Origin of the sequence: Pantoea sp. UBA4549, from assembly GCF_002387285.1 — a bacterium.
Taxonomy (GTDB): domain Bacteria; phylum Pseudomonadota; class Gammaproteobacteria; order Enterobacterales; family Enterobacteriaceae; genus Pantoea; species Pantoea borealis.
The window spans coordinates 1-17,229 of sequence record NZ_DGLH01000002.1 but is presented as its reverse complement, the minus strand read 5'-3'; the positions used below and the strand labels follow the sequence as shown (position 1 = coordinate 17,229).

General features: G+C 57.2%; 18 protein-coding genes and 1 tRNA gene. 13 read left to right on the top strand and 6 right to left on the bottom strand.

Going from position 1 to position 17,229, the window contains the following annotated elements; genetic code table 11:
- Positions 1-35: 35 nt before the first annotated feature.
- Positions 36-935 (bottom strand): DMT family transporter, encoded by a 900-nt coding sequence (locus B3041_RS00355; protein WP_065648775.1) that lies wholly within the window; start codon positions 933-935, stop codon positions 36-38.
- Between the two features lie 181 nt (positions 936-1,116).
- Between B3041_RS00355 and B3041_RS00350 the strand changes: the two genes are divergently transcribed.
- Positions 1,117-1,989 carry a helix-turn-helix domain-containing protein gene (locus B3041_RS00350; RefSeq protein ID WP_065648776.1) on the top strand — a complete coding sequence of 291 codons (873 nt, stop codon included), beginning with the start codon at positions 1,117-1,119 and terminating at the stop codon, positions 1,987-1,989.
- 11 nt (positions 1,990-2,000) lie between these two features.
- Here the strand turns inward: B3041_RS00350 and B3041_RS00345 are convergent, their stop codons facing one another.
- Positions 2,001-3,002, bottom strand: coding sequence for a LacI family DNA-binding transcriptional regulator (locus tag B3041_RS00345; protein WP_065648777.1), 1,002 nt, complete (start codon positions 3,000-3,002; stop codon positions 2,001-2,003).
- An 82-nt stretch (positions 3,003-3,084) separates the two neighbouring features.
- Positions 3,085-3,627: a D-lyxose/D-mannose family sugar isomerase gene (locus B3041_RS00340; protein ID WP_065648778.1), complete on the bottom strand. Its 543-nt coding sequence runs from the start codon at positions 3,625-3,627 to the stop codon at positions 3,085-3,087.
- Positions 3,628-3,838: 211 nt separating this feature from the next.
- Between B3041_RS00340 and B3041_RS00335 the strand changes: the two genes are divergently transcribed.
- The 5 genes from B3041_RS00335 to B3041_RS00315 are packed head-to-tail and all read left to right on the top strand — an operon-like array spanning position 3,839 to position 9,979.
- Positions 3,839-4,873 carry an NAD(P)-dependent alcohol dehydrogenase gene (locus B3041_RS00335; protein WP_065648779.1) on the top strand — a complete coding sequence of 345 codons (1,035 nt, stop codon included), beginning with the start codon at positions 3,839-3,841 and terminating at the stop codon, positions 4,871-4,873.
- Between the two features lie 3 nt (positions 4,874-4,876).
- A complete protein-coding gene (xylB, locus tag B3041_RS00330) occupies positions 4,877-6,394 on the top strand; it encodes a xylulokinase (RefSeq protein ID WP_292968403.1) in 1,518 nt (505 codons plus the stop codon).
- 17 nt (positions 6,395-6,411) lie between these two features.
- Entirely contained in the window at positions 6,412-7,884 is a 1,473-nt protein-coding gene (locus B3041_RS00325) for a sugar ABC transporter ATP-binding protein (RefSeq protein WP_292968503.1), read from the top strand.
- A 33-nt stretch (positions 7,885-7,917) separates the two neighbouring features.
- Complete coding sequence (locus tag B3041_RS00320; RefSeq protein ID WP_412158906.1) at positions 7,918-8,937, top strand: ABC transporter permease; 1,020 nt, start codon at positions 7,918-7,920, stop codon at positions 8,935-8,937.
- Between the two features lie 34 nt (positions 8,938-8,971).
- Positions 8,972-9,979: a substrate-binding domain-containing protein gene (locus tag B3041_RS00315; RefSeq protein WP_065648783.1), complete on the top strand. Its 1,008-nt coding sequence runs from the start codon at positions 8,972-8,974 to the stop codon at positions 9,977-9,979.
- Between the two features lie 52 nt (positions 9,980-10,031).
- Here the strand turns inward: B3041_RS00315 and B3041_RS00310 are convergent, their stop codons facing one another.
- Positions 10,032-10,277, bottom strand: a complete 246-nt coding sequence (locus tag B3041_RS00310) for a DUF2543 family protein (protein WP_065648784.1) — start codon at positions 10,275-10,277, stop codon at positions 10,032-10,034.
- Between the two features lie 291 nt (positions 10,278-10,568).
- Here B3041_RS00310 and B3041_RS00305 point away from each other — a divergent pair, with 291 nt between their 5' ends.
- Complete coding sequence (locus tag B3041_RS00305; RefSeq protein WP_075050761.1) at positions 10,569-12,428, top strand: DEAD/DEAH box helicase; 1,860 nt, start codon at positions 10,569-10,571, stop codon at positions 12,426-12,428.
- Here the strand turns inward: B3041_RS00305 and B3041_RS00300 are convergent.
- Together B3041_RS00300 and B3041_RS00295 are read right to left on the bottom strand one after the other, a co-directional pair.
- Positions 12,388-12,462, bottom strand: a tRNA-Arg gene (locus tag B3041_RS00300). The genes B3041_RS00305 and B3041_RS00300 overlap by 41 nt on opposite strands.
- A gap of 94 nt (positions 12,463-12,556) precedes the next feature.
- Positions 12,557-13,495: a formate/nitrite transporter family protein gene (locus tag B3041_RS00295; protein ID WP_292968394.1), complete on the bottom strand. Its 939-nt coding sequence runs from the start codon at positions 13,493-13,495 to the stop codon at positions 12,557-12,559.
- Between the two features lie 243 nt (positions 13,496-13,738).
- Here B3041_RS00295 and ccmA point away from each other — a divergent pair, with 243 nt between their 5' ends.
- From ccmA to ccsA, 6 genes are all read left to right on the top strand, one after another.
- Positions 13,739-14,347, top strand: a complete 609-nt coding sequence (gene ccmA / locus B3041_RS00290; protein WP_292968502.1) for a cytochrome c biogenesis heme-transporting ATPase CcmA — start codon at positions 13,739-13,741, stop codon at positions 14,345-14,347.
- The gene (ccmB, locus tag B3041_RS00285; RefSeq protein WP_065648786.1) at positions 14,347-15,006 is read left to right on the top strand and encodes a heme exporter protein CcmB; all 660 of its coding nucleotides are present in this window, start codon (positions 14,347-14,349) and stop codon (positions 15,004-15,006) included. The genes ccmA and ccmB overlap by 1 nt, the downstream gene beginning before the upstream one ends.
- A 54-nt stretch (positions 15,007-15,060) precedes the next feature.
- Entirely contained in the window at positions 15,061-15,801 is a 741-nt protein-coding gene (locus tag B3041_RS00280) for a heme ABC transporter permease (RefSeq protein ID WP_292968386.1), read from the top strand.
- Positions 15,798-16,028: a heme exporter protein CcmD gene (ccmD, locus tag B3041_RS00275; protein WP_292968383.1), complete on the top strand. Its 231-nt coding sequence runs from the start codon at positions 15,798-15,800 to the stop codon at positions 16,026-16,028. The genes B3041_RS00280 and ccmD overlap by 4 nt, the downstream gene beginning before the upstream one ends.
- Positions 16,025-16,510 (top strand): cytochrome c maturation protein CcmE, encoded by a 486-nt coding sequence (gene ccmE / locus B3041_RS00270; RefSeq protein WP_292968380.1) that lies wholly within the window; start codon positions 16,025-16,027, stop codon positions 16,508-16,510. The genes ccmD and ccmE overlap by 4 nt, the downstream gene beginning before the upstream one ends.
- Positions 16,507-17,229: cytochrome c biogenesis protein CcsA (gene ccsA / locus B3041_RS00265; protein ID WP_292968377.1), on the top strand; the 723-nt coding region annotated here is incomplete at its 3' end. The genes ccmE and ccsA, both read left to right, overlap by 4 nt.

Below are 17,229 nucleotides of genomic sequence, written 5' to 3'. Positions count from 1 at the left end.
AGGATAGGGAGCGGGCTGCAGGCCCGCTTCTGCTGTCAGGCTGTGCGCAGCGCACGGCTGACTGGCCAGCGTACAAACATGACAAGGTTGCCCAGTAAAATCAGTGCCAGTCCTGACACGGCATTAGCGTGCCACTGATAGCCTTCATATATTGTCGAGAGCGTCAGCGCGACCAGCGGAAACAGCAGCGTACTGTATGCTGCCTGACTGGCGCCGATGCGCCCCACCAGCGTGAAGTAAGCACCAAATCCAATCACAGAACCAAACAGCGCCAGATAACTCATCGCGCCCAGCCACTGCAGATTAGACGGCAGCTGCAGCGCATCCCCGTTAAGCCACGCCATTGCTGCCATGATCAGCGCGCCGTAAAGCATGGCATAGCTGTTGGTGGTCAGAATATCGCGCTGGCGGCGCTGATGCCGGGCCGAAATCATATTACCCAGGGAAAAGCCGAAGGTGCCCAGGGCACTCAGGCCCGCGCCCCATAACAGCTGCGGTGAAGGGTGCGCCGCACGGATATCAGTCCAGAAGAGCGCGACGATACCGCTCATACCGAGCAGCGCGGCAGGCAGCAGGCGCAGCGGCGGGCGCTGACCAAAAAAGAGCCAGCCGTTAAGCGCGTTGAAGATCACCGCCATGGAAAAAATCACCGACTCCAGACCGGTGCTAATCCACGCCGCCGCATGATAGAAACAGACAAAGTTAAAGCCAAACACGCAGCCTCCCTGCAGCAGACAAAACAGATGATCGCGCGTATCCAGCGATCGCAGACGGCGGCAAAGCGTCAGCAGCACCAGCATCAGCAGCGAAGCAAAGAGAAATCGCCAGAATACCGCGACATAAACCGGCGTAGTGGCCGCGTCCTGCTGCAGAAAGATCGCCAGCCAGGTGGTGCCCCAGATCAGCACCACGCTCAGATAAAGCACTATATTCATTGTTATTACTCCGGCAGGGAGGGGAGTGCAGTATCCTCACTTGCGCGTACGGACGCTTGCACCGTATTGCGCAGCACTTGCAAAAACTTGCGCTTTTTCACTCACAGACCGGCTGCAGCGCTGTTTTCCGTCGTGCGGACGCGTAAACTGCTGTTTAACCGCTGCAGATGTGATGTGCGCCATGTCCGATTACCAGACTTTTACCATGCTAAAAAACCGTAAGGCTCAGCTGCGCGACAGCGTACCGCTCTCGGGCGGTATCCGGCTGGCAGCCTGGTTTAATAGCGGTGACCGCGTAACCAACCACAGCGATCATCATACCCTGAGCCTGTATACCGAAGAGGGTTATGATACCTGGCATAAAACGCCACACGGGTGGCGCAACGGCGGCGCGCCGGATCGTTTCTGCCTGATGCCGTCCGGTATGGAGTCAACCTGGGATTTACGGGCCGATCTTTCATTTGTGCATCTCTACTGCACCGATACACATTTACGTCAGCTTGGTGAACAGATCTGGGATCGCTCGCCGGCCAGCCTGAATCTGCAGGAAAAGATTTTTGCTGATGACGATCGTATTACCCAGCTTTACCGCCATTTTTTACTCAGCGTCAGCTGGCAGCAGCCTGCCAATCAGCTGATGCTGAGCAGCGCATCGACGCTGCTGCTGACGCACCTGCTGCAGCGCTATAGTGATGTGGAGTGGCAGCTGCCCGCTGTGCGCGGTGGGCTGGCACCCGCCGTGCTGCGGCGTATTATTGCCCTGATTGATGCGCAGCTTGATCAGCCGCTGACGCTGGCGCGGCTCGCCGCAGAAGCTGCGCTCAGTGAATACCATTTTGCCCGTATGTTTCGCAGCAGCACCGGCAGCGCGCCGCACCAGTATGTTATGCAGCGCCGTATGGCAGTGGCGAAAGAGCTACTGATGCACAGCACGCTGCCGCTGACTGAGATTGCGCTGCGCTGCGGCTTTCACTCTGCCAGCCATTTCAGTAACCGGTTCCGTCAGCTGCATGGCGTGGCCCCGTCAGCGTGGCGGCAGGGCTATAGCCGGTAAAAAACGCGTTATCAGGGGATCACTTCACCCCGCACGATAACTTTGCCCGGCTTGCTGTCACTCTCATTGATGCGCCGGATAGCCAGATTCAGCGCCTGCCAGGCGATGCTCTGCAGATCGTGTGCGATGCAGGGAAAGTGAAAGCCATAAATATCCGCCTGCGTAACCTCGTCAATGCTGAAGAGTTTTACCTGCTGCTGCAGACTGAGTGAGTGATCGATGCAGGCTTTAATAATGCCGAGTGAGATCTGATTGTTACAGCCCACAAAGTAGTCAGGGGCAGGGTGATGGTTCAGCCAGCGGCGGGTCTCCTGCCAGGCTGCATCCATAAAAAAGTCAGCGTAGAGCACTTCCAGCGAGGCAGCTTTGCCCTGCAGCGCGGCCTGCAGACCGAGCACCCGCTCACGTGCAACGTTCGACTTTTCGGGACCGGAGACCACCACAATACGCTGTGCCCCCTGTTCCGCCAGCCAGCGACCGGTCTGCAGGCCACAGTCGAGGTTATCAATATAGACACCGCTGCAGTGAGAAACCTGCAGTTCACGATCGACCAGCACCACCGGTATATTCAGCGTCTCCAGCCGCGTCATATAGGCCGGATGATAGTGAAGATCGTTGGAAATCACCGACAATATAATGGCATCAACGTTATACCCGATTAGCCTGTCGATGATACGGTTCTCATTTTCCTGCGACTCACAGGAGTCAAACACCAGCGTATCGTAGCCCAGCTTATTTGCCTCCAGCGTCATCAGACGCGTCAGGCCGCCAAAGAAGGGGTTAGCCATATCGGGATTAACGATGCCAATAGTTTTGCTGCTCTTTGCCCGCAGGCTGCGCGCCGCCGTATTCATCACATAGCCTAACTGCTCTGCGGTAGCATGAATGCGCTGCAGCGTCTCCGGATGCACTTTTTCCGGCTGTGAAAAGGCGCGTGAGGCGGTAATTTTGCTCACGTTTGCCTGGGCAGCAACGCTTGCCAGCGTTGCCTTGCGTCCCCGTCCTGCTGCCAAGTCTGGCTCCTTAATCAACCCTGTCATTTTGTATCATGAGTCAATCATGGCAGATCGTTTAGCGTTAAGCGATCTCGCTGCGTTATGCGAGTCGTCTGACGCGCGGGTCCGTGAAAATATCCAGGTCGTCGCGGCTTTCTGATGAAAACTCCGAGACAACGGCCCCCTGGTCACCCGCCTGAAACCAGTGCCGCGTATCGGGTTTAATCGTGTACTGTTCGCCCGGACGCAGCAGAATATAGCGGCTGCAGGTATAGGCGGTTTCACTGCCGGCAGGCACCTGACAGCGCGGAGAGCCCGCCGCATCGTTTGGCGTGAGCTGCTCATCATCGACAAACAGATAGACTTCGCCCCAGCGACAGCGAAAGGTCTCCTGCTTGCCTGGCGTACCATTAAACGGCGGATGCCGATGCTCAGGGCAGGTCTGGCGGGGAAACAGCACCAGTTCTTTAGCGCAATAGCGCGGTTCATTGATATAGGTTAACAGCTGCAAACCTGAAGCGGGGTAGTCGTCCAGGCCGAAAGTGGCAATTTCAATTTTCTCCTGCTCTGCAGGGGTAAGAACAATATTCGCCTGCTGCAGAAATGTCAGGGTGCGCTCAATCGCCTGCGGATAATCGGTCATGCGGTTTCTCCTGTAATGATATCGATACCATTAAAGCGTGTTCCGCTTATGATCTTCTGTGATCCCGATCCGCAATTCGCCGGGTCAGTGACGAGAGCATGGTTTCAGATCGGGATTATTGAGTCTGCATCACAGTTTTAGCGTTTTTTTTACGTCACTATCGCCGCATTGAAATGATATCGATACCATTAAAATGAATCCGGGGGCGTTAATGAAAGCGTTAGTTCTGAGTCAGGCAGGCCACATTGCGATTGAAGATCGGGAATTTGATGAAGTGCTGGGCGATGACGATGTCAAAATCAAAATTCACTCAGTAGGCATTTGCGGCAGCGATGTTCACTACTACAAACATGGCCGGATTGGTCCGTTTGTGGTGGAGGCACCGATGGTGCTGGGCCATGAAGCTGCCGGCATTGTGCTGGAGACCGGAAAAAACGTCACGCACCTGAAAGCAGGCGATCGCGTCTGTATGGAGCCCGGGATCCCGGATTTGAATTCCGATCAGTCGCGTGCGGGTCTCTACAATCTCGATCCCGCCGTACGCTTCTGGGCGACGCCGCCGGTGCACGGGTGCCTGCGTGAAACGGTCATTCATCCCGCGGCGTTCACCTTTAAACTGCCGGAAAATGTCAGCTTCCGCGAAGGAGCCATGGTTGAGCCGCTGGCGGTGGCAATGCAGGCCGCGACCAAAGCCGGGATCAAACCCGGCGACATTGGCCTGGTGCTGGGTGCCGGACCCATCGGCGTGGTGACTGCGCTGGCAGCGCTGGCAGGTGGCTGTTCTGATGTGATCATCTGCGACATGTTTGATGAAAAGCTGGCCGTGGCGGCGGAATATGAAGGGCTGCACGCCATCAATATCAAAACCGGCGATCTGGCCGGCAAAGTCTCTGAACTCACCAGCGGTAACGGTGCGGATGTGGTGTTTGAATGCAGCGGGGCTAAACCTGCTATTGCCACGCTGGCAGAACACGCGGCGCCGGGTGCGACGGTGATTCTGGTGGGTATGCCGGTGGACGCCGCACCAATGGACATTGTTGCGGCCCAGGCCAAAGAGCTGACCTTCAAAACCATTTTTCGCTACGCCAATATGTATCCCCGCACGCTGCGCCTGTTGAGCAGCGGCAAGCTGCGGGTAGAGCCGCTTATCAGCCACACCTATAAATTCGCCGACAGCGTTGAAGCGTTTGATCGCGCCGCCGCAGGTCATGCGGCAGATATCAAAATCATGCTGGAGATGGAGTGACGCATGGCGCTCTATGCAGGCATTGATTGCGGCACGCAGGGAACGCGTGTGGTCATTGTGAATAGCGAGCAGGGGGCGATTGTCGGCGAAGGCAGCGCGCCGCACCGGCTGCAGAGCGACGCAGATGGCACACGTGAACAGCATGCCAGCGAGTGGATTGACGCGCTGGTCACGGCATTCCATCAGGCAGCATCAGACGCCGGTATCGATACACAGCAGATTACTGCGCTGAGTGTCTCTGGTCAGCAGCACGGCTTTGTAGCGCTGGATGAAGCCGGAGCAGTGCTGCACCCGGTAAAGCTGTGGTGCGACACCGCCACCGATGCGCAGAACAGCTGGCTGCTGCAGCAGCTGGGAGGGATCAGCGGTGCGCTGGCGCAGCCAGGGCTTGTTCCGGCGACCGGCTACACCGCGTCGAAAATTCTCTGGCTGAAGCAGCAGCATCCGGCGCTGTGGGCGCGTTTACACACCGTGTTACTGCCGCACGATTACCTTAATTTCTGGCTGACCGGCGAACGGGTGATGGAGTATGGCGACGCCTCCGGCACCGGCCTGCTGGATATCCGCCGCCGCCGCTGGGATCGGCACACGGTGGATCTTATCGATCCGGATGGCCGGCTGTGGCAGGCGCTGCCGCCGCTGGCTGCTGCGCACGACTGTATCGGCACCCTGCAGCCGGAAGCCGCGCAGCGTCTGGGATTACGCCCTGCGGTGCGGGTGGCGACAGGCGGCGGCGATAATATGATGGCCGCCATCGGGTCCGGCAATATTGCGCCGGGCACGGTAACGCTAAGCCTCGGCACATCCGGCACGCTGTTCGCCTGCAGTGACACGCCTGTAATCGACGAGCACGGGCTGATTGCCAGCTTCTGCTCCAGCACTAACCGCTGGCTGCCGCTGATTTGCACCATGAATGTTACCTCTGCAACCACGCTGATCCAGACGCTGCTGGCAGAGGATATTGCCGGCTTTAATCAGCTGCTGAATCAGGCAGAGCCGGGAGCGGAGGGCATTGAGATGCTGCCATTTTTTAATGGCGAGCGCACGCCGCCTCTGCCCCATGCGCAGGCGAGTCTGCATAACCTGAATGCCGTGAATTTTACCCGCGCGAACCTCTGCCGCGCCGCCGTGGAGAGTGCGACCTACGGATTACGTTACGGACTCGACCTGTTCCGGCAGCAGGGCATCAGCGCGCAGGAGATCCGCCTCACTGGCGGCGGCTCACGCAGCAGCGGCTGGCGGCAAATTGTTGCCGACGTCATGAATTGTCCGGTGGTCTCGCTGCGCATCCCTGAAACCGCCGCGCTGGGCGCAGCAATTCAGGCGATGTGGGCCAGCGCGCTGCTGGATAACCCTGCACAGCAGCCGGATGCGTTACTGCAGTCGCTGTGTCAGCGCTTTGTCACGCCGGATGAAAGCACCCGCGCCGTGCCGGATCCCGCTCGCCATCAGGCCTATGAAACGCATTATCAGCGCTATCTGAACCGTCTCAGCAGTACTTATCCGGAGGTGGCATTGTGACACGAAATAACCAGGAGATGCTGCTGGAGGTCACGGGGATCCGCAAAGCGTTTGGCCCGGTTGTGGCGCTGAAAAACGCGGAATTTGCGCTGCGCCCCGGGTCAATTCATGCGCTGTGCGGCGGCAACGGTGCCGGAAAATCGACCTTTCTCAGCATCCTGATGGGGTTTATCCAGCCCGATGCCGGAGAGATTTTTATCCGCGGCAGGCGCTGCAGCTTTGCTCACCCGCGCGACGCGCTGGCTGCCGGTATCGCGATTGTGCAGCAGGAGCTAAGCGCGATTCCGGACCTGACGGTGGCCGAGAATATCTGGCTGGGACGCGAACCGCGCCGGTTTGGTTTTGTTGACTTTGCCACGCTCAATCAGCGCACCCGCGTGCTGCTGGAGGAGCTCGATTTTGACATCTCTGCTACCGAAAAAATGCGTAACCTCAGCGTTGCCGGGCAGCAGCTGGTGGAGATCGCCAAAGCGCTCTCTCACGCGAATGCTGACATCATCATCATGGATGAACCGACTTCAGCGATTGGCGAAGAGGATGCGCAAAAAATCTTTCAGACTCTCGCCCGGCTGGCGCAAAAGGGCAAAGGCATTATTTATGTCTCCCACCGCCTCTCTGAGATTTTTCAGATTGCCGACAGCTATACCATCTTTCGCGATGGCGCCTGGGTGCAGGAGGGCATGCTGGCCGACATCACGCGTGAACAGCTGATTGAACAGATCATTGGCGGAGAATACGAGAGTGAGTTTGCCAAGTTCAATCAGCCGGGCGATGAGGTGATGATGGAGGTAAAAAACCTGCGCTGGCGTAACAAAATCAACGATATCAGCCTGCACCTGAAGCGGGGCGAAATCCTCGGCATCTACGGGCTGGTCGGCTCCGGGCGCAGCGAGTTTCTCGATTTGCTGTTTGGTATTGAACACGCAGACAGCGGCACCATCCGGCTGGGCGAGGTAGTACTGGGTCGCCATTCACCGAAAGAATCGATCCGGCACGGCATCGCTTATGTCACTGAAGATCGCAAAGCGACCGGCCTGGTGCTCTGTCGTTCGATTCGGGAAAACATCAACATCGCCTCATTTGGCGCCATCTCCCGCGGCGGCTTTATCAGTGAGAAGCAGGAGCAGGCGCGCAGCCTGGAGATGATCAAACGCTTTAACGTCCGAACGCCGGATGCCGAACAGCTGGTGGGCAATCTCAGCGGCGGCAATCAGCAAAAAGTCGTGCTGGGGCGCTGGGCGTTACTCAATCCGGAGGTACTGCTGCTGGATGAGCCTACCCGGGGTATTGATGTCGGTGCAAAGAAAGAGATTTACCGCTTTATGTCTGAGTTTGCATTGAAAAACAAGGGGATCGTAATGGTCTCCTCAGAGCTGTCGGAAATCATCGGCATGAGCGATCGCATTCTGGTGTTCCGCGACGGGCAGCTGGCGGGAGAATTAAGTGCGGCTCAGGCAACGCAGAGTGAACTGATGAAGCTGGCGGTTTAACAGAGAGACAACGTTATGAACACCACACATTCCATGCCTTCCGGCATCTCATTTTTTACACGCAATAAAAGACGTATGCACAAATACGGCATCATCATCGCGTTTTTTGTGCTTTGCCTTATTGTAGCAGCCGTCGGCGAGCTGCAGGTCGCTAATGGCGCCTGGAGCAGCAACTATTTTCTCAGTAATGAAAATATGCTGATTGTGCTGCGCCAGGTCTCTATCAACGGCATTTTAGCGATCGGTATGACCTTTGTAATTATCACCGCCGGCGTCGATCTGTCGGTGGGATCGGTGCTGGCGCTGAGCGGCATTGTTGCTGCGCGTTTTGCCACTAACAACAGCGGCATGGCAATCGGCGATACGGCGCATGCCGTGATGGTCCCGATGATTGTCGCGTTGGGTATTGGCATTGTCTGTGGCCTGATCAACGGTACCGTGCTGGCGCGTTACCGCCTGCAGCCGTTTATCGTCACTATGGGCATGCTCTCTGCTGCCCGCGGCCTCACGATGCTGACCACCGGCGGCAACCCGGTTTCACAGCTTAACAGTGATTTTCGCTGGCTCGGCAACGGCTACATGGCCGGCATACCCGTACCGGTCATTATCTTTGTTGTGCTGTTTGGCCTCGCCTGGCTGCTGCTCAATAAAACCTTACTCGGACGCTACGTCTATGCCGTTGGCGGCAACCCGAAAAGTGCCCGTACGTCAGGCATCAGCGTCGTGGGCATAAAAGTCATGGTTTACACCCTGTGCGCCGCGCTGGCCGGGATCGCCGGGCTGATCCTCACCGCACGCACCGGATCGGCACAGACTAACGCGGGCGCAGGCTATGAACTCGATGCGATTGCTGCGGTAGTGATTGGCGGCACCAGTATGGCTGGCGGTGTCGGTACGCTTGTTGGCACCTTTTTTGGTGTGCTGATCATCGGCGTAATGAATAACGGCCTGGATTTGCTGGGGGTGCAGTCTTACTACCAGCAGATTATCAAAGGCGCCCTGATTGTAGTGGCTGTACTGCTCGATCCGTCGCGTAAACAACAGCGCGATTAACCTCTGAATAGATAAACCCTGCCAGGAGAGAACAATGAAAATAAGATCTATCGCTCTGTTAACTTCAGCCCTGACGCTGGGCGCGATTAGCATAGCGCAGGCTGCACCCGTAAAGATTGCTGTACTGATGTATGGCAATAAGGCGGAATTCGTTCAGCTGATGGAGCGCTACGGTAAAGCGCATCCGGCAGTAAAAAGCGGCGAAGCTGTACTCACCTTTTACGATGGTCGTTATGATGCGTCGGTGCAGAATGACCAGGCGGCGACCGCTATCCAGACGCGCGCAGACGCCATTATCGTGAACCCGATGGACTATGAAGCCAACATCGATATTGTGACCAATGCTAACGAAGCCAAAATTCCGGTGGTGGTCACCAACGCCCGTCTGAACACGGAAGAGATGACGTCAGAAGTGGTCTCTAATGATGAGCTGGGCGGCTATCTGGAGGCCAAAGCGGTTCTGGATAAGCTGCAGTGCAAAACCAAAAAGGTCAATGTCGTCATCATCGAAGGACCGAAGGGCGGCAGCGGTGAGATCCAGCGCGGCAAAGGCAATGACAAAGCGATAGCGGAGTGTGGTCCGGGACAGGTTACCGTACTGGAGAGAAAAACAGCCAACTGGTCACGCGCAGAGGCACAGCCGCTGATGGAGAACTGGCTGCAGAAGCATCGCGGTAAAATCAACGGTGTGATCGGCCAAAACGATGAGATGGCGCTGGGTGCTATTGAAGCGATTAAAGGCGCGGGTCTGAACGTTAACGATTTCGCGATTGCCGGTGTGGATGGCGTGTCTGATGCAATTCATGCCGTTCAGGCGGGTGAAATGGTCTCTATTCTGCAGGATGCGAAAGGCCAGATGCAGGGCGCCATTGATGTCGCGCTGCGCGCAGTAAAAGGCGCAGGCTATCAGCCGCAGTCTGACATCTGGCAGCAGTATGCCAAAGATCTCGCCTGGGACGGCGGCACGAAAAAACACTACTACATTCCGTGGACCACGGTCACTGCGGATAATGCGCAGCAGCTGCTGGATGCACGTAAGTAATCAACGCCACGGTGAGCAGGCTGTCTGCCTTCAGACAGCCTGTTAACATCGTTTACTCGTTGCCCCATTCGTTCAGGAAGTTCGCCACATCATCAATGCGCGCGTCAGCAATTCCCGCCTCGCGCGCCATCTCATGCTGCGCTTCTTCACTGATCTCCTGATGGTTATTCAGGCGGGTGATCAGCAGCTGGAAGTAGTGCGCCAGCGGGTCGCGCTCGGCTTCACTCACCGGTTTTTCACACTCTTCAGCGTAAGTGTCAGCGATATCGTAATACTTCAGATCAATCTCATGTTTCATGGTGCGCTCCGGAAACGGGGGAGGGTTCAGATGCCAGCGGCATCATTTAGCGTAAATCATACCACTCCTGCCCGCATTTTCCCGCCTGCCGGAAAAGGCCGCGGAATGCCCGGTAAATCAGAGGCGTTATTACCCTCAGAATAAATATATTTCTGACCCGCCATTATCAGAATAACAGCAGCGTAATAAACCGGCACAGGGTAAAACGGCATAACATCGTATTCTAAACTTTTAATAGCGGTGTTATCGTTGTGTTGCGCTGATGTACTTTATATACGTGGATACTGTTTTATGGCGAAATTAATGACCTCCCTGACGCTGTGTTCAGGGCGAATGACGCACGGAGAGCGACGCGTCGCCCAGCGGCTTGAATCGCATCTCGGCGACGATTGCCTTATCTGGTATGACATTCCGGTTGGACGCCAGTACCGGCATCCTGACTTTGTTATTATCGATCCCGACAACGGACTGATTTTCCTTGAGGTCAAAGACTGGAAGCTAAATACATTGCAGCATGCGGATCCGCAGCGGGTGACGCTGAGAAACGCCCAGGGCGAAACGCAGGCGCAAAATCCGCTGCTGCAGGTCAGAGAGTATGCCTGTGCAACCGTCGAACAGTTATCTCAGGATCCGAAACTGCAGCAGAAAACAGGCCTGTATAAAGGAAAGCTGAATATGGCCTGGGCTTATGGTGTGGTGTTTACCAATATTACCCGCCAGCAACTGACATCACTTTCAGCCGATGGCGTGGTCGAATCTATATTTCCGCAGGCGCTGACGATTTGTCAGGATGAAATGACAGAGTCTGTCTCTGTTTCTGCGTTTCGCGCTAAAATTTCCGGACTGTTTACTACCCGTTTCAGACCCGCAATAACACCCGCTATGCGGGATATACTGCGCCGGCATCTTTTTCCGGAGATCGCTATTACGGTAAAAAATAAGCGCAGTAATATTTACCGGGTAATGGATCTGCAGCAGGAGGTGCTGGCGCGTAATCTTGGCGAAGGGCATCGTGTCATACATGGCGTGGCCGGTTCCGGTAAAACGCTGATCTTACTCTACCGCTGTTTATATCTTTCCGAGACCACCACGCGCCCTGTACTGGTACTCTGTTTTAATATCATTCTGGCTAACTATATCCGTGAGTGCATCGCGGCCAGAGGGCTATCGGATAAAGTACACGTCTATCATTTTCATGACTGGTGCGCGACGGCCGCCCGGACCTTTAAGCTGAATATGAGCGGGGAAGGGCGCTATTATGATAACTGCTTCGCGGCGCTGGAAAATGCGGTTAACAGCGGCACCGTCGGGGATGCGGGGTACGATGCGGTGCTGGTGGACGAAGGGCATGATTTCGACCGGCGCTGGCTTTCACTGATTGCCCGGCTGTTTGATAACACCCGCCGCTCGCTGCTGCTGATGTACGATGATGCCCAGTCTCTGTACCGGCGTGAAAAAGCGCTGAACTTCTCGCTGGCAAGCGTGGGCATCCAGGCGCAGGGGCGTACCTCTATCCTTCGGGTAAACTATCGCAATCCGCGGCGCATCCTCAATTTTGCCTATGCTTTTTCACGCGACTACTTTGACCGGCATCATAATCAGGAGCTTCCGCTGGTACTGCCGGAAGCCTGCGGCGAAGAAAACAGCGACATTCCCGATATCGAACAGTGTCAGTCTGCAACAGATGAAGCGCGTCGCGTTGTGGCATGGCTGAGAGAAAAATATGCGTCTGCAGGCCGCTGGGGCGACATGGCGGTACTGTGTCCCACGCATTTTTCAGCAGACAGACTCATCGATCTGCTGAAGCAGCATGCGATCCCTGCTGCCGTGAGCTTTACGACAGAAGACAAAAAACGCTATTCGCATCGGGAGGATGTGGTACATCTTCTGACCTTTCAGAGCAGCAAAGGGCTGGAGTTCCCTTACGTTGCCGTGATCAATGCTTCATTTGTTCATAAAGGGGCTGAAGATGAGTCTGAGGCTATTCCGGCGCTGTATGTGGCCTTTACGCGTGCCACCCAGGCGCTACTGGTCACCTGCTACAAAGAAAACAGCATCAGTCAGCAGCTGTCGAAATTTGCCGGTATGGATTTGCAGGATGAGGGGGATATGGCGTCCCCTGCAGGAATCGAACCTGCAACTAGCCCTTAGGAGGGGCTCGTTATATCCATTTAACTAAGGAGACATCCGGAACGCAGTATACCCGTATGTCTCCCGGATGTTAACCGGGCGCGGCGTGATTGCTCATTCTGTCAGCAGCGCCGCGCCCGGGGAGCGGGTTACTCAGTCTGCTCTCCTGCAGCGTTCTTCTCTTCTGCTTTTTCGCGGCGTTTTTGATCCGCCCGCGCCTTCGCTTTCGCCTCTTCGCTCATGTCGTTGCGGATCTGCGCATGGCTGATCAGGGCAAAAATCAGCGTGCCGCCGGTGATGTTACCGAGCAGCGTGGGCAGCGCAAATGGCCAGAAAAACTCCTGCCACGGCACCGTGCCCGCAAAGACCAGATAGAGCACCTCGACTGATCCGACTACGATATGCGCCAGATCGCCCAGCGCCACCAGCCACGTCATCATAATGATGATCAGCAGTTTGGCATTTTCCGCATGCGGGATCATCCAGACCATGGTGGCGATGATCCAGCCGGAGATCACGGCATTCGCGAACATCTCGCCCGGCGTGTTTTCCATCACCTTTTCACTGATGGCCGTGAACGCCTGGCGCGTCGCCTCATCAAAAATGGGCATGTAGTTAAAGGCCAGCGCCGCCAGCCCGGTACCAATCAGATTGCCCAGCAGCACCAGCCCCCACAGGCGCAGCAGCAGCATAAAATTGCTGCCGGTGGGCTTGTGCATGACCGGCAGGACCGCCGTCACGGTGTTCTCGGTAAACAGCTGCTGCCGCGCGAGGATCACAATCACAAAGCCAAAGGTGTAGCCGAAGTTCTCCAGCAGAAAGGCGCCGGGGACACCCTCAAGATGAACCTGAAAGATCCCTTTCGCCATCAGCGACGCGCCCATTGAGAGGCCTGCGGCGATAGCTGACCACAGCAGCGCCATGCCGTCACGCTCTAACTCTTTCTCTCCATCCTGCCGTATCTCTTCATGAATCGCCGCTGCCCGCGAGGGCAGGGCCTCTTCATCAACTTCAATCTCAGTGCCTTGCTCTTTTTCTTCGCTGTCTACGTCATTGTCGTGTTCAGCATGTGATGGCGATGGCTTCATGTTTGCTCCTGGTGATAGTGCCAATGCGTAATAAGCGTAGACGGTTTTAGCAAGCCTGAAATGTTACGAAGAGTTTCTTTAAGCGTAACAAAATTTTAACCGCGCCGCTTTTTTACACAGTTTTCGGATTTAAAGACCGTAAACAGGTGCGTGGAGCGAAATGAGAGCACGGTCACACTCTTCGGCGGACTGCAACAGTGTGATATTATCGCCGCCTCATTTTTTGCGGTGATGCGCCCCTCTATGTTCGACGTCATTAATCTCTTATGCGTTCGCGATGAGCGAATGCTGTTTCACGGACTGAGCTTCCATGTCCGGCCAGGTGACCTCGTGCAGATAGAAGGGCCGAACGGTGCCGGCAAAACCTCACTGCTGCGTCTGCTGGCCGGGCTAAGCCGGGCAGAAGAGGGCGAAGTGCGCTGGCAGGGCGAAACGCTGCAGCGACAGCGTGAAATATGGCAACAAAACCTGCTCTATCTTGGCCATCAGCCTGGCGTAAAAGCGGTACTCTCCCCGCTGGAAAATCTGCGTTTCTGGCACGGCGACAGCAGCCAGGCGGCGCTGTATGCAGCACTGGAGCAGGTCAGCCTGACCGGCTATGAAGAGGTACCGGTGGCGCAGCTTTCTGCCGGGCAGCAGCGACGCGTCGCGCTGGCACGCCTCTGGCTCAGTTCAGCCCGACTGTGGATCCTGGATGAACCGCTAACTGCGATCGATAAAGCTGGCGTGGAAACACTGATGGCACGCTTTAATCAGCACGCCAGTCAGGGCGGGGCGGTGATCCTCACCACGCACCAGGAGCTGCCCGCCGCCGCGCTACGTAAAATACGCCTGAGCGGGGAGTGGCAATAATGCTGCTGCGTATTATCCGGCGTGAACTGAAAATTGCGTTTCGCAGCGGGGCTGAAGTGATCAATCCGCTGTGGTTCTTTCTGATTGTCATTACGCTGTTTCCGCTCGGCATCGGGCCGGAACCGCAGCAGCTGGCGCGTATTGCACCCGGCGTGGTCTGGGTCGCCGCTCTGCTGGCTTCGCTGCTGGCGCTGGAGCGTCTGTTCCGCGACGATTTCCTTGACGGGTCGCTGGAACAGCTGCTGCTGTTGCCGGCGCCGCTACCGGTCACGGTGCTGGGTAAAGTGATCGCACACTGGCTGGTCACCGGCCTGCCGCTGATCCTGCTGTCGCCGCTGGCGGCCCTGCTGCTGTCGCTGGACATGGCAGGCTGGCGCGCGCTGGCGCTGACGCTGCTGCTGGGTACGCCGACGCTGAGCTTTCTTGGTGCTATCGGCACCGGTCTGACAACGGGATTACGGCGCGGCGGCGTGCTGCTCAGCCTGCTGGTGCTGCCGCTGACCATTCCGGTGCTGATTTTTGCCAGTGCGGCTATCGATGCCGCCGGGCAGGGGCTGCCAGTTGGCGGCTATCTGGCGGTTCTGGGTGCGATGCTGACGGTGAGTGCGACGCTCTCGCCGTTTGCCACCGCGGCGGCGCTGCGAATCAGCCTGCAGTAATGCGCTTCCTCAGAGAAGCCATTCCGTCTTTATTATTAAGTGTGAGCAATGCAAATGTGGAAATGGATACATCAGTGGGCAAGGCCGGAGCGCCTTTATCAGCTATGCGGGCGCCTTATTCCTGGCATGGCGATTGCCGCAGCCGGCGCGCTGCTGCTTGGCTGGGGATGGGGGTTTGGCTTCGCACCGGCTGATTATCAGCAGGGCAACAGCTTCCGGATTATGTACCTGCACGTACCCGCTGCCATGTGGTCAATGGGGATCTACGCCTCCATGGCGATTGCCGCCTTCACCGGTCTGGTATGGCAGCTGAAAATGGCTGACCTGGCCGCCGCCGCCATGGCGCCGGTGGGCGCTGCGTTTACCTTTATTGCACTGGTCACCGGCTCTGCGTGGGGCAAGCCGATGTGGGGAACCTGGTGGATCTGGGATGCGCGCCTCACCTCAGAGCTGGTGCTGCTGTTCCTTTATATGGGCGCGATGGCACTCTGGCTCGCCTTTGACGATCGCCGCACAGCGGGCCGCGCCGCCGGTATCCTGATCCTCGTCGGCGTGGTGAACCTGCCGATCATTCATTTTTCCGTACAGTGGTGGAACACGCTGCATCAGGGCTCATCCGGTCTGCTGCAGCAGGCGATCGATCCCGCTATGCGCACGCCGCTGCGCTGGTCAATTCTCGGCTATCTGCTGCTGTTTATCACGCTGACGCTGATGCGGCTGCGTAATTTGATTTTACTGACTGAACGGCATCGTCCGTGGGCTATCGCGCTGGCGCAGCAGGGGGAAAAAGCATGAGTCCGGCCTTCTCCTCCTGGAGTGAATTCTTTGCCATGGGCGGCTACGCCTTTTTTGTCTGGCTGTCGGTGGCCTGCACCCTGATCCCGCTGCTGGGTCTGGTGCTGCATACGCTGCTGCAGCGTCGTCGTTTGCTGGCGGAGATCCGTCAGCGTCAGGCGCGGGAACAGCGTGTGCGTGCGGCACAGATTAAACAGCGCGCGCGCGCTGCCGGGGAGGCAGGATGAATATCCGTCGTCGTAACCGTCTTTTGGTGGTGCTGGCTATTCTGGCCGGCCTTGGCCTGGCGACCGCCCTGGTGATGTATGCCCTGCGCTCAAACATCGATCTGTTCTATACGCCGGGCGAGATTATCAATGGCAAAGGCGACGCGCAGCTGAAGCCGGAAGCGGGACAGCGCCTGCGCGTGGGCGGTATGGTCATGCCTGGCAGCGTAAAGCGCGATCCGCAATCGCTGGCGGTGACCTTTAGCCTTTATGACGCCCGAGGCGTGGTCAGCGTCAGCTATAACGGCATCCTGCCCGACCTGTTTCGTGAAGGGCAGGGGGTCGTGGCGCAGGGAGTCCTGCAGGCAGATAATGTCATCAGCGCCCGGGAAGTGCTGGCAAAGCACGATGAAAAATATACGCCGCCGGAAATTCAGGACGCAATGAATACCAATCATACCCGCGCCGCAGTGCGCTATCAGCCGGCGGGTAATCAGCCATGATGCCGGAAATCGGAACCTTTCTGCTCTGCCTGGCGCTGGGCCTGGCGCTGCTGCTGAGTCTTTATCCGCTGTGGGGGGCCGCGCGTCAGGATGCGCGGCTGATGGCGCTCGCACGACCGCTGACCTGGGGCATGTTTTTAAGCATTGCCGCCGCCTTTATGGTGCTGGTGCACGCGTTTGTGGTGAATGATTTCACCGTCGCGTATGTCGCGACTAACTCGAATACGCTGCTGCCGGTCTACTATCGCATCGCCGCGACCTGGGGGGCGCATGAAGGCTCGCTGCTGCTGTGGGTACTGCTGCTCAGCAGCTGGTCGCTGGCGGTAGCGATTTTCAGCCGTGAGATGCCGCGGGATGCGCTGGCGCGCGTGCTGGCGGTAATGGGGATCATTAATGCCGGCTTTCTGCTGTTTATCCTGCTGACCTCCAATCCGTTTGCCCGCACGCTGCCTGACTTCCCTGTCGACGGACGCGATCTCAATCCGATGCTGCAGGATATCGGCCTGATTTTCCATCCGCCGCTGCTTTATATGGGCTATGTCGGTTTCTCGGTGGCGTTTGCCTTTGCCATCGCCTCGCTGATGACCGGGCGACTGGATACCGCCTGGGCGCGCTGGTCGCGACCCTGGACCACCGCCGCGTGGGTCTTCCTTACGGTGGGTATCGTGCTGGGATCGGCGTGGGCCTATTATGAGCTGGGCTGGGGCGGCTGGTGGTTC

Coding starts and splice junctions, on each gene's coding strand:
- B3041_RS00325 (WP_292968503.1), top strand. CDS start 6,412: ATGCTGCTGGAGGTCACGGGGATCCGCAAAGCGTTTGGCCCGGTTGTG.
- B3041_RS00320 (WP_412158906.1), top strand. CDS start 7,918: ATGCCTTCCGGCATCTCATTTTTTACACGCAATAAAAGACGTATGCAC.
- B3041_RS00310 (WP_065648784.1), bottom strand. CDS start 10,277: ATGAAACATGAGATTGATCTGAAGTATTACGATATCGCTGACACTTAC.
- B3041_RS00350 (WP_065648776.1), top strand. CDS start 1,117: ATGTCCGATTACCAGACTTTTACCATGCTAAAAAACCGTAAGGCTCAG.
- B3041_RS00280 (WP_292968386.1), top strand. CDS start 15,061: ATGTGGAAATGGATACATCAGTGGGCAAGGCCGGAGCGCCTTTATCAG.
- B3041_RS00355 (WP_065648775.1), bottom strand. CDS start 935: ATGAATATAGTGCTTTATCTGAGCGTGGTGCTGATCTGGGGCACCACC.
- ccmA (WP_292968502.1), top strand. CDS start 13,739: ATGTTCGACGTCATTAATCTCTTATGCGTTCGCGATGAGCGAATGCTG.
- B3041_RS00315 (WP_065648783.1), top strand. CDS start 8,972: ATGAAAATAAGATCTATCGCTCTGTTAACTTCAGCCCTGACGCTGGGC.
- B3041_RS00305 (WP_075050761.1), top strand. CDS start 10,569: ATGGCGAAATTAATGACCTCCCTGACGCTGTGTTCAGGGCGAATGACG.
- ccmB (WP_065648786.1), top strand. CDS start 14,347: ATGCTGCTGCGTATTATCCGGCGTGAACTGAAAATTGCGTTTCGCAGC.
- ccmD (WP_292968383.1), top strand. CDS start 15,798: ATGAGTCCGGCCTTCTCCTCCTGGAGTGAATTCTTTGCCATGGGCGGC.
- xylB (WP_292968403.1), top strand. CDS start 4,877: ATGGCGCTCTATGCAGGCATTGATTGCGGCACGCAGGGAACGCGTGTG.
- B3041_RS00295 (WP_292968394.1), bottom strand. CDS start 13,495: ATGAAGCCATCGCCATCACATGCTGAACACGACAATGACGTAGACAGC.
- B3041_RS00340 (WP_065648778.1), bottom strand. CDS start 3,627: ATGACCGATTATCCGCAGGCGATTGAGCGCACCCTGACATTTCTGCAG.
- B3041_RS00335 (WP_065648779.1), top strand. CDS start 3,839: ATGAAAGCGTTAGTTCTGAGTCAGGCAGGCCACATTGCGATTGAAGAT.
- ccmE (WP_292968380.1), top strand. CDS start 16,025: ATGAATATCCGTCGTCGTAACCGTCTTTTGGTGGTGCTGGCTATTCTG.